Here is a 12,740-nt window from a genome sequence, read left to right on the forward strand (position 1 = left end):
CCGGGCGCTTCCTTCGTTTTCTACTCTATCAGAACTTCCGGCCTTCGCTTTTCGCTCCGGCCCGTTCCGACGAGTGAAACTCTAGCTGATTTCTTTGGTCGGAACCAAATCCGTCAACCAGATTCGAAAATTGCAGCACGAATGAACCATTCGTACGATCAGATTCGAGGGGGTTGGCTGCCCCGACACCCGCTCAGCGGGCGGGACAACTTGCTAAACAGTACGGGGGCCCGCAGGTCAAGTCAAATCGACCCGCGAACCCCCGTCACCCGTTCGGGCGATCAGACCTCGACGACCATCGGCAGGATCATCGGCCGGCGACGGTACGTGTCCGAGACCCACTTGCCGAGGGTGCGACGCACCAGTTGCTGGATCTGGCGGGTCTCCAGGACGCCGTCCTGCGCCGAGCGGTTCAGCGCTTCCTGGATCTTCGCAATCGCCGGACCGAAGGCGTCGTCGTCGATGCCGGAGCCGCGGGCCTGGATGTTCGGGCCGCTCAGCACCTTGCCGGTCGAGGAGTCCACGACCATGAAGGTGGTGATGATGCCCTCGTCCCCGAGGATTCGGCGGTCCTTCAGCGAGCCCTCGCCCACCTCGCCGACCGAGAGGCCGTCGACGTAGACGTAGCCCGCCTGCACCTTGCCGACGATGCGCGCGACGCCGTCGACCAGGTCGACGGCCACTCCGTCCTCGGCGATGACGATGCGGTCCTTGCGGATGCCCGTCTTCTGGCCGAGGTCGGAGACGGCACGCAGGTGACGCCACTCGCCGTGGACCGGCATGAGGTTGCGCGGCTTGCAGATGTTGAAGAAGTAGAGCAGCTCGCCGGCCGAGGCGTGGCCGGAGACGTGCACCTTGGCGTTGCCCTTGTGCACGACGTTGGCGCCCCACCGGGTCAGGCCGTTGATCACGCGGTAGACCGCGTTCTCGTTGCCCGGGATCAGCGACGACGCGAGGATGACCGTGTCGCCCTCGACGATGCGGATCTGGTGGTCGCGGTTGGCCATGCGCGACAGCGCGGCCATGGGCTCGCCCTGGGAGCCGGTGCAGATGAGGACGACGTCCTCGTCCGGCAGGTCCTCCAGGGTCTTCACGTCGACGACGAGGCCCCCGGGCACCTTCAGGTACCCGAGGTCCCGCGCGATGCCCATGTTGCGGACCATCGAGCGGCCGACGAAGGCCACCTTGCGCCCGAACTCGTGCGCCGTGTCCAGGACCTGCTGGATGCGGTGCACGTGCGAGGCGAAGCTGGCGACGATGATGCGCTTGTCGGCGCGGTCGAAGACCTGCTGCAGCACCGGGCCGATCTCGCGCTCGGGCGCGATGAAGCCGGGGACCTCGGCGTTGGTCGAGTCGACCAGCAGGAGGTCGATGCCCTCCTCGCCCAGACGGGCGAAGGTCGGCAGGTCGGTGAGGCGGCGGTCCAGCGGCACCTGGTCCATCTTGAAGTCGCCGGTGGCGACGACGAGGCCGGCGGGCGTGCGGATGGCGACCGCCAGCGCGTCCGGGATGGAGTGGTTGACCGCGATGAACTCGCAGTCGAAGGAGCCGATGCGCTCGCGCTGGCCCTCCTTGACCTCCAGCGTGTAGGGCCGGATCCGGTGTTCGGCGAGCTTGGCCTCGATCAGGGCGAGGGTCAGCTTGGAGCCGATCAGCGGGAGGTCCGGCTTCTCGCGCAGCAGGTACGGCACGGCGCCGATGTGGTCCTCGTGGCCGTGCGTGAGGACGATGCCGTCGATGTCGTTCAGGCGGTCCCGGATGGACGAGAAGTCCGGCAGGATCAGGTCGACACCGGGCTGCTCCTCCTCGGGGAAGAGCACGCCGCAGTCGACGATCAGCAGCCGGCCGCCGAACTCGAAGACGGTCATGTTGCGACCGATCTCGCCGAGACCGCCGAGCGGGGTGATGCGCAGCGCGTTCGGCGCCAGCGGCGGCGGGGCGCCCAGATCAGGGTGCGGATGACTCAAAAGGTTCTCCTTTCCGCGCGTACCCGTCGGAGCTTCCTGGCTCTGGTACGCACGGCGTCGTCACTTGTGGTGATGGGTACTGCAGGTCCTGCATCACGTCCCGAGGTCCTGTCGGAGCTCACGGACGTGGACGTCTGTGTTGTCAGAGGTGTACCCCGCCTTCGGCGAGATCCCTCCTCAGTTGCTCGATCTCCGCCTCGGTGGCCTCGACCAGCGGCAGGCGCAGCGGCCCCGCCGGGAGGCCTTGGAGGTTCAGGGCGGCCTTGGTCGTGATGACGCCCTGAGTACGGAACATACCGGTGAAGACCGGCAGCAGTCGCTGGTGTATCTCGGTGGCCTTGGCCATGTCACCGCCGACGAACGCGTCGACCATGGCGCGCAGCTCGGGGGCGACGACGTGGGCGACGACGCTCACGAAGCCGACGGCCCCGACCGAGAGCAGCGGCAGGTTCAGCATGTCGTCGCCGGAGTACCAGGCCAGGCCCGAACGGGCGATGCCCCAGCTGGCGGCGGCGAGGTCGCCCTTGGCGTCCTTGTTGGCGACGATCCGCGGGTGCTCGGCCAACCGGACGATGGTCTCGGTGGCGATGGGCACGCCGGAGCGGCCGGGGATGTCGTAGAGCATGACCGGCAGGCCGGTCGCGTCAGCGACGGCGGTGAAGTGCCGGTACAGGCCCTCCTGCGGGGGCTTGCTGTAGTACGGCGTCACGACCAGCAGGCCGTGGGCGCCGGCCTGCTCCGCCTCACGGGCGAGCTCCAGCGTGTGGTGCGTGTCGTTGGTGCCGACACCCGCGACGACGTGTGCGCGGTCGCCGACCGCCTCCAGAACCGCCCGCACCAGGGCCTGCTTCTCGGCATCGGTGGTGGTCGGGGACTCACCGGTGGTGCCGTTGACGACGAGGCCGTCGTTGCCTGCGTCGACCAGGTGCACGGCCAGCCGCTGGGCGCCTTCGAGGTCGAGGGCGCCCTCGGTGGTGAACGGGGTCACCATCGCGGTCAGCGCCCGGCCGAAGGGGGTCTCGGGGGTGGAGGTCGGAGCCATGAGTCCAACGCTACTCGTTGCGGGCAGGGGCTAGCACAGACGGTCCAGCTGGAGGACAACAGTACCGTCTGGGCAGGCAAGGAGCCCGGTGCCGCCTGCTCGGGGGTTCAAGCGGCACCGGGGCTCGTGTCTTTGAGATTAGGGAACCATGAGATATCCCGCAAATGGGACATACGGGAAATCTTGCCGAACGGGCGAACGAGCCCACCGGACACGGCGGTTACCGGGGCGACGCTACGGCGCGACTCGGCCGTGCGTGTTGAAGGCCTCGTGAGTGAGCGGCATCAGCCCGCCCCACAGGCGCTCCATCTTCTCCGCCACCATCTCGATCTCCCGCTGCGGGAAGCTCGGCACCGTGGCCCGCTCGTCCTTGGTGCGCAGCGACAGGAAGTGCATCAGCGAGCGGGCGTTGCAGGTCGCGTACATCGAGGAGAACAGGCCCACCGGCAGCACCGCGCGGGCGACCTCGCGGGCCACACCGGCCGCCAGCATCTCCTGGTAGCGGGCGTAGGACTGCCGGTAGGAGTCCTCCATCGCCTCGGAGACGGCCTTGTGCTGCTCTGGCGTGCCCTCGAAGAACTCGTACTTGCCCGGACGGCCCTGCTGCACCAGCTTGCGCTCGGCCGAGGGGACGTAGAAGACCGGCTGGAGCTCGCGGTAGCGGCCGCTCTCCTCGTTGTAGGACCAGCCGGCGCGGTGCCGGTGGAACTCGCGGAAGACGAAGATCGGCGCGCTGACGAAGAAGGTCATCGAGTTGTGCTCGAACGGCGTGCCATGCCGGTCCCGCATCAGGAAGTTGATCAGGCCCCGGGAGCGCTCCGGGTCCTTCTGCAGCTCTTCGAGCGACTGCTCGCCCGCCGTCGAGACCCGCGCGGCGAACAGCACGTCGGCGTCCTGGGCGCTGCTGCGCACCAGTTCCACCGTGACGTCGTCACGGAAGGTGGGCTCGGGGGTCTCTTCGGACAAGGGGACGTTCCTTTCGATCATGGGTCGACTCTGGCCCGGCCCGCCGTCGGATGAGAAGAGCCTGCCGATGCTGGTACCGCCGGTACCAGGACGACCGCGCAGTAGCCTATCCAGCGAAGGGAGAGGGATGATGCAGCTGACGGTCCGTGAGGCCGTCGAGGCGGACGCGGCACCGTTGGTGCGGGTCCGCCTCGATGCGTGGCGGGCGGCCTACGCCGGGGTGATCCCACCCGCCTATCTGGACGAACTGGATGCCACGGCGGCCCCGTCACGCCTGGCCGAGTACCTGCGGGAGCTGCCGCGGGGGCGGCACTACCTGGTCGCCGAGCGGGACGACCGGGTCGTCGGCTTCGTGGTCGCCGGCTCCGAACGCCCGAGCGTCGAGTCCGCGCGCGGCGAGCGCGCCGGGATCGGCGAGGTGCACGCGCTCTACGTTCACCCGGATGCCTGGTTCACCGGCACCGGGGCGGCGCTGTTGGACGCGGCGACTCGCCGGCTGGCGGAGGACCGCTTCCACACGCTGACGCTCTGGGTCCTGGAGCGCAACGAGCAGGCCCGCCGCTTCTACGAGCGGCACGGCTGGCAGCCCGACGGCGCCACCGACGAGCTGCTGTTCGGCGGCGCCATGCTCGTCGAGCTGCGCTACGCCCGCCCGGTGCGACGGGTCACACGGCTGCCGCGTGCTCGCTCTGCTGCAGTCTGATCGCCCGCTCCATCGCCTTCCGCGCCCGCGGGGTGTCCCGGGCGTCCGCGTAGGCGACGGCGAGCCGGAACCAGCTGCGCCAGTCCTCCGGCGCGGACTCGGTCTCGGCCTTGCGCCGCGCGAAGACCGCGTCGGCGGAGTCCCGGTCGATACCGCCGCCCGGCGTGTGCTTCAGCTCGTCGACCGGCAGGCCGCCCTCGGCCGCCAGCAGGCGGGAGAGCCGCTGGCTGTCCCGGCCGAAGCGGTAGGTCTTCCAGACGAACCAGAGCGCGATGCCGACCAGGGCCTCGGCGCAGATGCCTATCCCGACCCCGGCCGCCTTGCCGCTGGCCATCAGCTGCCCGCCGGTCGCGGCCACCACGGCCAGGCCGAGCAGCAGCGCCAGCGTGACGACGAAGTACATCACCCGAGCGACCATCGCAGCGTCACTCTCCTTCGGCAAAAAGGAAGTTCTCGAGGCCGAAGGTCAGACCCGGCGCCTCCACGACCTTGCGGGCGCCCAGCAGGATGCCCGGCATGAACGAACTGTGGTGCAACGAGTCGTGGCGAATCGTCAGCGTCTCGCCGACGCCGCCGAAGAGCACCTCCTGGTGCGCCAGCAGGCCGCGCAGGCGGATCGCGTGGACGGGCACCCCGTCGACGTCCGCGCCGCGCGCGCCGGGCAGGCCGTGCGTGGTCGGGTCGTCCTGCGGGGGCAGCCCGGCCTCGGCGCGGGCGGCGGCGATCAGCTGGGCCGTCCGGGTGGCGGTGCCGCTGGGCGCGTCGGCCTTCTTGGTGTGGTGCAGCTCGACGACCTCGACGGACTCGAAGAACCGGGCCGCCTGCTGGGCGAAGCGCATGGTGAGGATCGCGCCGATGGAGAAGTTGGGGGCGATCAGCACGCCGGTGCCGGGCGAGGCCTTCAGCCACTCCCCCAGCTGCGCGAGGCGCTCCTCGTTCCAGCCGGTGGTGCCGACGACGGCGTGGATGCCCTGGGCGGTGCAGTACTCCAGGTTGCGCATCACCGCGTCGGGGTGGGTCAGCTCGACGGCGACCTGGGCACCGGACTCGACCAGGGTCTCCAGCTTGTCGTCGCGGCCGAGCGCGGCGACCAGCTCCATGTCCTCGGCGGCCTGGACGGCCCGGACGGCCTCCGAGCCGATCCGGCCCCTGGCCCCGATGACGGCGACCCGCAGCGGCGTGCTCATTGCAGTGGCTCCTAGCAAATCAAGTGGTCTCAGGCCATGGCCTCGGCGAGGCGCGACGCGCGCTTGCCTGCCACCGGTCCTATCACGGCGAGGGAGGGACGCAGGGATCCGAGCACGTCAGCGGCCACGGCCCGGACGTCGTCCAGGGTGACGGCCGCGATCTTGCCGAGCAGCTCGTCGACGGACAGGTGGGTGCCGTAGGCGAGCTCGGCCTTGCCGACGCGGGACATCAGCGAGCCGGTGTCCTCCATGCCGAGCACGGTCGAGCCGGACATCTGCCCGATCGCCCGCTTGAGCTCCTCGTCGGTGATGCCGCCGGTGGCGACCTTCTCCAGCTCCTCGCGGCAGATCTTGAGGACCTCCTCGACGCGCTTGGGCTGGCAGCCGGCGTAGATGCCGAAGAGCCCGGAGTCGGCGTAGGAGGAGGTGTAGGAGTACACCGAGTAGGCGAGGCCGCGCTTCTCGCGGACCTCCTGGAACAGGCGCGAGCTCATCCCGCCGCCCAGCGCGGAGTTCAGCACGCCGAGCGCCCAGCGCCGGTCGTCGGTGCGGGCGAGCGCGGGCATGCCGAGCACGAGGTGGGCCTGCTCGGTCGGGCGGTCCAGGATCTCGACCTTGCCGGCGGTCTTCAGCGCGCGGCTGCCGCCACGGGGCGCGGCGGGGCCGACGTCCTCGCGGCCCAGCGCGCCGGCCTGCTCGAAGCAGCGCTGCACCTGGCGGACGACCTTGGCGTGGTCGACGTTGCCGGCCGCGGCGACGACGAGGTGTTCGGGCTTGTAGCGGCGCTTGTAGAAGCCGTACACCTGGTCGCGGGTGAGCGCGTTGATGGTGTCGACGGTGCCCAGCACCGGGCGTCCGAGCGGGGACTCGCCGTACAGGGTCCTGGCGAACAGGTCGTGGACGACGTCGCTCGGGTCGTCCTCGGTCATCGCGATCTCTTCGAGCACGACGTCGCGCTCGGTGTCGATGTCCTCCTGCCGGACCAGCGAACCGGTCAGCATGTCGCTGACGACGTCGACGGCGAGCGGCAGGTCGCGGTCGAGCACCCGCGCGTAGTAGCAGGTGTACTCCTTGGCGGTGAACGCGTTCATCTCGCCGCCGACCGCGTCGAGCGCGGAGGAGATGTCGAGCGCGGAGCGCGTCTTCGTGCCCTTGAAGAGCAGGTGCTCCAGGTAGTGCGTGGCGCCGTTGAGCACGGGCGTCTCGTCCCGGGAGCCGACACCGACCCAGATGCCGAAGGCCGCGGAGCGGACGGTGGGCAGGGTCTCGGTCACCACCCGCAGGCCGCCGGGAAGGACGGTCCTGCGGACCGTCCCGGCGCCGTCGACGCCCTTCAGCAGGGTCTTGGTCGTCCCGGGACGCTGGTCCTGGGCGGTTGTCTGCGGCACTGAGAAAGTCCTTGGATGGTTGCGCTGAACGGGCCTGCGGCCCGGCTCGAAGAGCCGGGCCGCAGTGTGCAAGCTACTGCTTACTTGTCCTCGGCGGCGGCCTCGGCCGCCTCCTCGCCCTCGACGACCGGGATCAGCGAGAGCTTGCCGCGCGGGTCGATCTCCGCGATCTCGACCTGGACCTTGGTCCCGATCGCGAGCACGTCCTCGACGTTCTCCACGCGCTTGCCACCGGCGAGCTTGCGGATCTGCGAGATGTGCAGCAGACCGTCCTTGCCCGGCATGAGGGAGACGAACGCGCCGAACGTCGTGGTCTTCACCACGGTGCCCAGGTAGCGCTCGCCGACCTCCGGCATGGTCGGGTTGGCGATCTGGTTGATCGTCGTCCGAGCCGCCTCGGCCGCCGGGCCGTCGGAGGCGCCGATGTAGATCGTGCCGTCGTCCTCGATGGTGATCTCGGCGCCGGTGTCCTCCTGGATCTGGTTGATCATCTTGCCCTTGGGGCCGATGACCTCACCGATCTTGTCCACCGGGATCTTGATCGTGATGATGCGCGGCGCGTTCGGGGACATCTCGTCCGGAACGTCGATCGCCTCGTTCATCACGTCGAGGATGTGCAGACGCGCGTCGTGCGCCTGCTTCAGGGCCGCGGCCAGCACGGAGGCCGGGATGCCGTCGAGCTTCGTGTCCAGCTGGAGGGCCGTGACGAAGGTCTTGGTACCGGCGACCTTGAAGTCCATGTCGCCGAAGGCGTCCTCGGCACCGAGGATGTCGGTCAGCGCGACGTAGTGCGTCTCGCCGTCGACCTCCTGGGAGATCAGACCCATGGCGACACCGGCGACGGCGGCCTTCAGCGGGACACCCGCGTTCAGCAGCGACATCGTCGAGGCGCAGACCGAGCCCATGGACGTCGAGCCGTTGGAGCCCAGCGCCTCGGAGACCTGGCGGATCGCGTAGGGGAACTCCTCGCGGGTCGGCAGGACCGGGAGCAGCGCACGCTCGGCGAGCGCGCCGTGGCCGATCTCGCGACGCTTCGGGGAGCCGACGCGGCCCGTCTCACCGACGGAGTACGGCGGGAAGTTGTAGTTGTGCATGTAGCGCTTGCGCGTCTCCGGCGCCAGCGTGTCCAGCTGCTGCTCCATGCGGAGCATGTTCAGCGTGGTGACACCCAGGATCTGGGTCTCGCCGCGCTCGAACAGGGCCGAGCCGTGGACGCGCGGGACGACCTCGACCTCGGCGGCCAGGGTGCGGATGTCCGTGATGCCACGGCCGTCGATGCGGACCTTCTCCTTGACGATGCGCTGGCGGACCAGCTTCTTCGTCAGCGCGCGGTACGCGGCGGAGATCTCCTTCTCGCGACCCTCGAACTCCGGCAGGAGCTTCTCGGCGGCGAGGTCCTTGACGCGGTCCAGCTCGGCCTCGCGGGCCTGCTTGCCACCGATGGTGAGCGCCTGGGCCAGCTCGTCCTTGACCGCGGCGGTGAGCGCCTCCAGGACGTCGTCCTGGTAGTCGAGGAAGACCGGGAACTCGGCGGTCGCCTTGGCCGAGTGCGCGGCCAGCTCGGCCTGCGCCCGGCACAGCTCCTTGATGAACGGCTTGGAGGCCTCGAGGCCCTGGGCCACGACCTCCTCGGTCGGCGCCACGGCGCCGCCCTTGACCAGCTCGATCGTCTTGGTCGTGGCCTCGGCCTCGACCATCATGATCGCGACGTCGCCGTCCGGCAGCGCGCGGCCGGCGACGACCATGTCGAAGACGGCGTCCTCCAGCTCGCTGTGCGTCGGGAAGGCGACCCACTGGCCGCGGATCAGCGCGACGCGGACGCCGCCGATCGGGCCGGAGAAGGGCAGGCCCGCCAGCTGCGTGGAGGCGGAGGCGGCGTTGATCGCGACCACGTCGTACAGGTGGTCGGGGTTGAGCGCCATGACCGTCACGACGACCTGGATCTCGTTGCGCAGGCCCTTGACGAAGGACGGGCGCAGCGGGCGGTCGATCAGACGGCAGGTGAGGATCGCGTCCTCGGAGGGACGGCCCTCACGGCGGAAGAAGCTGCCGGGGATGCGCCCGGCGGCGTACATCCGCTCCTCGACGTCGACGGTCAGCGGGAAGAAGTCGAAGTGCTCCTTCGGCTGCTTCGACGCGCTGGTCGCGGAGAGGACCATGGTGTCGTCGTCGAGATAGGCCACCGCGGAACCGGCGGCCTGCTTGGCAAGGCGGCCGGTCTCGAAGCGGATGGTGCGGGTGCCGAAGCTGCCGTTGTCGATGACGGCCACGGCCTCGTGCATGGTGTTGTCTTCCACCCGGAAGATCTCCTTCTTTTGTCCTCTAGGTGGAGCGCCCCCGCGCTTGTCCGCAGCTGCGGCCTGGAACTGGCCGGTCTTCGATCGAAGCTGCCGGTCGAAGCTCTCGTGCTTCTCCGGCGGCCACTACCGAGGACCGGCGGCCTGCCTGGCGCTGGCTCGGATGCGTGTGGACGCTCCGCGTCCGGTGTCACACCCCCGTGTGGGATGCGGCACCCTTCTGTCCTTCACACCTTACGCACGGTCTCATTCCCACGCGTGCGCAAGGCTCAACCACGCCATTCGAGGGGTGGTTGCGATACACCGAAGGGCGGCTCCCCCAGATCCCCTGGGAGAAGCCGCCCCCGAGTGGGTCGACTAGCGAGCGGAACCCGCGGCGCCGCGGCGGATGCCGAGGCGGTCCACCAGCGTACGGAAACGCTCGATGTCGGTCTTGGCCAGGTACTGCAGCAGGCGGCGACGCTGGCCGACCAGGAGCAGCAGGCCACGACGCGAGTGGTGGTCGTGCTTGTGGAACTTGAGGTGCTCGGTCAGGTCCGAGATGCGGCGGCTGAGCATCGCGATCTGAACCTCGGGAGAGCCGGTGTCGCCCTCCTTCTGGCCGTACTCGGCGATGATCTGCTTCTTGATGCTCTGGTCGAGGGCCATGCCCACTCCTTCACGATCAGTGTGCCGAGCGTCCCTGGTCTTCATCACAGGGTCCGACGTACTCGGCGGCGGAACGGGGCACGCACGCATGCATGCCCGATCCAGCGGTCAAGCCTACCAGTCAGGAAGTCAAGCCCCGGACCGTGCCGTAGACGTCCAGGACGGCGAGGGCGATCGGGACCAGGGCGGCCAGGGTGAGGCCGTCGACCAGGTCGAGGATGCGGCCCCAGAACGGGGAGACACCCTTCTTCGGCACCACCAGCGCGATGGCCACCAGGACCGCCGCGCCCGCGGCGATGGCGACGGCCATGACCAGGGTGCGGATGTCCACCGCGGAGGTGTCGCGCATGTTGGTGTACAGGAAGAGCGGCATGTGCAGGGCCATGCCGACGATCAGCAGCACCAGGCTGCCCAGGCCCGCCACCAGCAGGCACATGACCTGCGCGGTGTTGGTGAACATCCGCGCCCGCAGCATGGTGGAGACGCCGAGCACGAGTGCGAGCAGCTCCGTCCAGGTGTTGTCGGTGAACGCCAGGACGACGCTGCTGCCCAGCACGACGGCGGCGCAGCCGCCGACCATGCCGACGAGCAGCTCGTGGCCGCGGCGGGCCTGCGTCGCGATGCGGACCAGGTCCAGCGCGGGACGCTCCGCCTCCGCGCCGCGCAGCGTCGACCGCTGCTGCTCCGGGGCGTGGAATCCGACGGGCAGTCGCGCGAAGCGCGAGGACAGCGACGGCAGGAAGCCCACCAGCCCGACCGCGACCACGGCCGCGCCGGCGGCGACCTCGCGGGCGGAGCCGTCGGCGATCACGCCGACCAGCGTGGCCACGGTGCCCACCCCGGCGACGAGCGCGGCGGCGACGAACGGGGCGTCGCCGTTGGGCAGGAGCGCCGCGAGCAGGGTCGCGGCCAGCAGCACGATGATGCAGCCGACCAGGAACTGGATCCGGCCGGGCCCCTCGCCCTGGGCGGGCGCGAGGATCCCGGTGCCGCCGAGCAGGGCCAGCGGCAGCGAGGCCAGCCCGAGGGCGAGCGCGGCCCCCCGGTCGCCGTAGACGCGGGCGCGGACGCCCGCGAGGGCGATCAGGACCGCGGCCGAGAGACCGGCGATGAGGCCGGGCAGGGAGTGCATGTCGTGCTGCAGGTCGGAGAACCACAGCGCGAAAGCGAGCAGGAGCAGCACGGTCGCGCCGCCGATCAGGCCGGCGCCGCGCATCAGGGCGGGGCCCCACTGGCTGCGGTCCTCCCCGACGCCGGAGGCGATCGCGTCCGCGACGTCGTCGTAGACGGCGGGCGCGAGGGACTCGGCGAAGGGCCGCAGGCTCAGCAGGTCGCCGTCGCGGACGTGCTGGGCCTGCAGGGGCAGGCTGCTGTCCAGGACGGTGCCGTCACGCCGCACGAGGTGGAAGCCGGTCGGCGCACCCTCGGCCTGCGTCTGCCCGGAGAGCCGGAGCACCTCGGGGTACACGTCCGCGAGCGGGACGTCCTCCGGCAGCGCGACGTCGATGCGACTGTCCGGTGCGACGACGGTGACCCGGCAGAACCCGGTCGTGGCGCTGGTGCTCACCTGGTGGCCTCCCCCATACCGTGGCTGACAGCGGTTCACCTTATACGCATCGGGAAGTCGTACTTTTCAGGGGCACGGCAACCGGGCCGACCGCAGGAAGGCTTCCGCTGCGGGCGCGAGCACGCCGGGACGGCGCAGCAGCGCCAGCGTCCTGTGCACCGGTGGCACCAACGGCCGGACCACCGAGCCCTCCGGGGCCAGCCCCGCGTGTGTCACCGCGGCCAGCCCGCCCTCCGTGATCAGCGGCCCGACCGCCTCGCGGTACACGGACTCCACCGCGATCACCGGGCTGACCCCGGCTTCGGCGAACAGGCCGTCCGTGAGCGTGCGCCACGCGGTGCCCGGTGCGCCGACGACCAGCGGGACGTCTGCCAGCTCCCGCAACTCCAGCGGTCCCGTCGCGGAGCCCGGCGGCAGGACCGCGACCATCTCCACCTGCCGCAGCGGTTCCACGACCAGCCCGTGAGTCTCCGTCACCGGGAGGTAGGACAGGCCCAGCTGCGCGTCCCCCTCCCGCAGGTCCCGGGTCAGGAACGGAGGCCGCCGCGGTTCGACGAGCCGGACCGTGACCGCCGGATGACGCAGCCGGAAGGCCGCCGTCAGTTCACCCGCCGCGTCCGCCGCCGCCGGCTGGACCACGAGGTCGACCCGACCCGCGACCAACCCCACCACCGAGGCGACCGCCTCCCGTGCGGCGACCAGCTCCAGCGCCACCCGCCGGGCGGGTGCGACCAGGGCCTCGCCCGCGGAGGTGAGGACGACGCCGCGGCCCGCGCGCTGGAACAGCCGGGCGCCCAGCTCGCGCTCCAGCGCGCGGATCGCCTGGGAGAGGGACGGCTGGGCCAGGTGGAGGGCGTCGGCCGCGCGGGTGAAACCGCCGTGTTCGACCACGGCGAGGAAGTAGGAGAGCTGCCGGGCATCCATAGGAGCAGCCTATGGGTCCGGTGCACAGCGGGTATTGGACGGCGTGGTGTT

The 12,740-nt window shown here is 70.3% G+C and carries 11 protein-coding genes; 1 reads left to right on the forward strand and 10 read right to left on the reverse strand.

Annotated features, from left to right (window positions below; genetic code table 11):
* Positions 1 to 281 precede the first annotated feature (281 nt).
* The 3 genes from ABH931_RS38415 to thyX all read right to left on the reverse strand — a co-directional run bounded on the left by ABH931_RS38415 (position 282) and on the right by thyX (position 3,996).
* Positions 282 to 1,967 carry a ribonuclease J gene (locus ABH931_RS38415; protein ID WP_370124406.1) on the reverse strand — a complete coding sequence of 562 codons (1,686 nt, stop codon included), beginning with the start codon at positions 1,965 to 1,967 and terminating at the stop codon, positions 282 to 284.
* A gap of 142 nt (positions 1,968 to 2,109) precedes the next feature.
* Positions 2,110 to 3,009 (reverse strand): 4-hydroxy-tetrahydrodipicolinate synthase, encoded by a 900-nt coding sequence (dapA, locus tag ABH931_RS38420; protein WP_370124408.1) that lies wholly within the window; start codon positions 3,007 to 3,009, stop codon positions 2,110 to 2,112.
* A 234-nt stretch (positions 3,010 to 3,243) separates the two neighbouring features.
* The gene (thyX, locus tag ABH931_RS38425; protein WP_370124410.1) at positions 3,244 to 3,996 is read right to left on the reverse strand and encodes an FAD-dependent thymidylate synthase; all 753 of its coding nucleotides are present in this window, start codon (positions 3,994 to 3,996) and stop codon (positions 3,244 to 3,246) included.
* A gap of 106 nt (positions 3,997 to 4,102) precedes the next feature.
* Here thyX and ABH931_RS38430 point away from each other — a divergent pair, with 106 nt between their 5' ends.
* Positions 4,103 to 4,678: an N-acetyltransferase family protein gene (locus ABH931_RS38430; protein WP_370124412.1), complete on the forward strand. Its 576-nt coding sequence runs from the start codon at positions 4,103 to 4,105 to the stop codon at positions 4,676 to 4,678.
* Here the strand turns inward: ABH931_RS38430 and ABH931_RS38435 are convergent.
* From ABH931_RS38435 to ABH931_RS38465, 7 genes are all read right to left on the reverse strand, one after another.
* Entirely contained in the window at positions 4,641 to 5,096 is a 456-nt protein-coding gene (locus ABH931_RS38435) for a hypothetical protein (protein ID WP_370124414.1), read from the reverse strand. The two genes, ABH931_RS38430 and ABH931_RS38435, sit on opposite strands and share 38 nt — an antisense overlap.
* A 7-nt stretch (positions 5,097 to 5,103) precedes the next feature.
* Entirely contained in the window at positions 5,104 to 5,865 is a 762-nt protein-coding gene (dapB, locus tag ABH931_RS38440) for a 4-hydroxy-tetrahydrodipicolinate reductase (RefSeq protein WP_370124416.1), read from the reverse strand.
* 29 nt (positions 5,866 to 5,894) lie between these two features.
* Positions 5,895 to 7,253, reverse strand: a complete 1,359-nt coding sequence (locus ABH931_RS38445; protein ID WP_370124418.1) for a M16 family metallopeptidase — start codon at positions 7,251 to 7,253, stop codon at positions 5,895 to 5,897.
* An 80-nt stretch (positions 7,254 to 7,333) separates the two neighbouring features.
* Positions 7,334 to 9,535, reverse strand: a complete 2,202-nt coding sequence (locus ABH931_RS38450) for a polyribonucleotide nucleotidyltransferase (RefSeq protein ID WP_370124441.1) — start codon at positions 9,533 to 9,535, stop codon at positions 7,334 to 7,336.
* Between the two features lie 372 nt (positions 9,536 to 9,907).
* Positions 9,908 to 10,198, reverse strand: coding sequence for a 30S ribosomal protein S15 (gene rpsO, locus ABH931_RS38455; protein WP_042390043.1), 291 nt, complete (start codon positions 10,196 to 10,198; stop codon positions 9,908 to 9,910).
* A 121-nt stretch (positions 10,199 to 10,319) separates the two neighbouring features.
* The gene (gene eccD, locus ABH931_RS38460) at positions 10,320 to 11,765 is read right to left on the reverse strand and encodes a type VII secretion integral membrane protein EccD (protein ID WP_370124421.1); all 1,446 of its coding nucleotides are present in this window, start codon (positions 11,763 to 11,765) and stop codon (positions 10,320 to 10,322) included.
* A 66-nt stretch (positions 11,766 to 11,831) separates the two neighbouring features.
* On the reverse strand, positions 11,832 to 12,689 hold the full coding sequence (locus ABH931_RS38465) for a LysR family transcriptional regulator (protein WP_370124423.1): 858 nt from the start codon (positions 12,687 to 12,689) through the stop codon (positions 11,832 to 11,834).
* Positions 12,690 to 12,740 lie beyond the last annotated feature (51 nt).

This window comes from Streptacidiphilus sp. MAP12-33, from assembly GCF_041261265.1.
In the GTDB taxonomy this organism is placed as follows: Bacteria; Actinomycetota; Actinomycetes; order Streptomycetales; family Streptomycetaceae; genus Streptacidiphilus.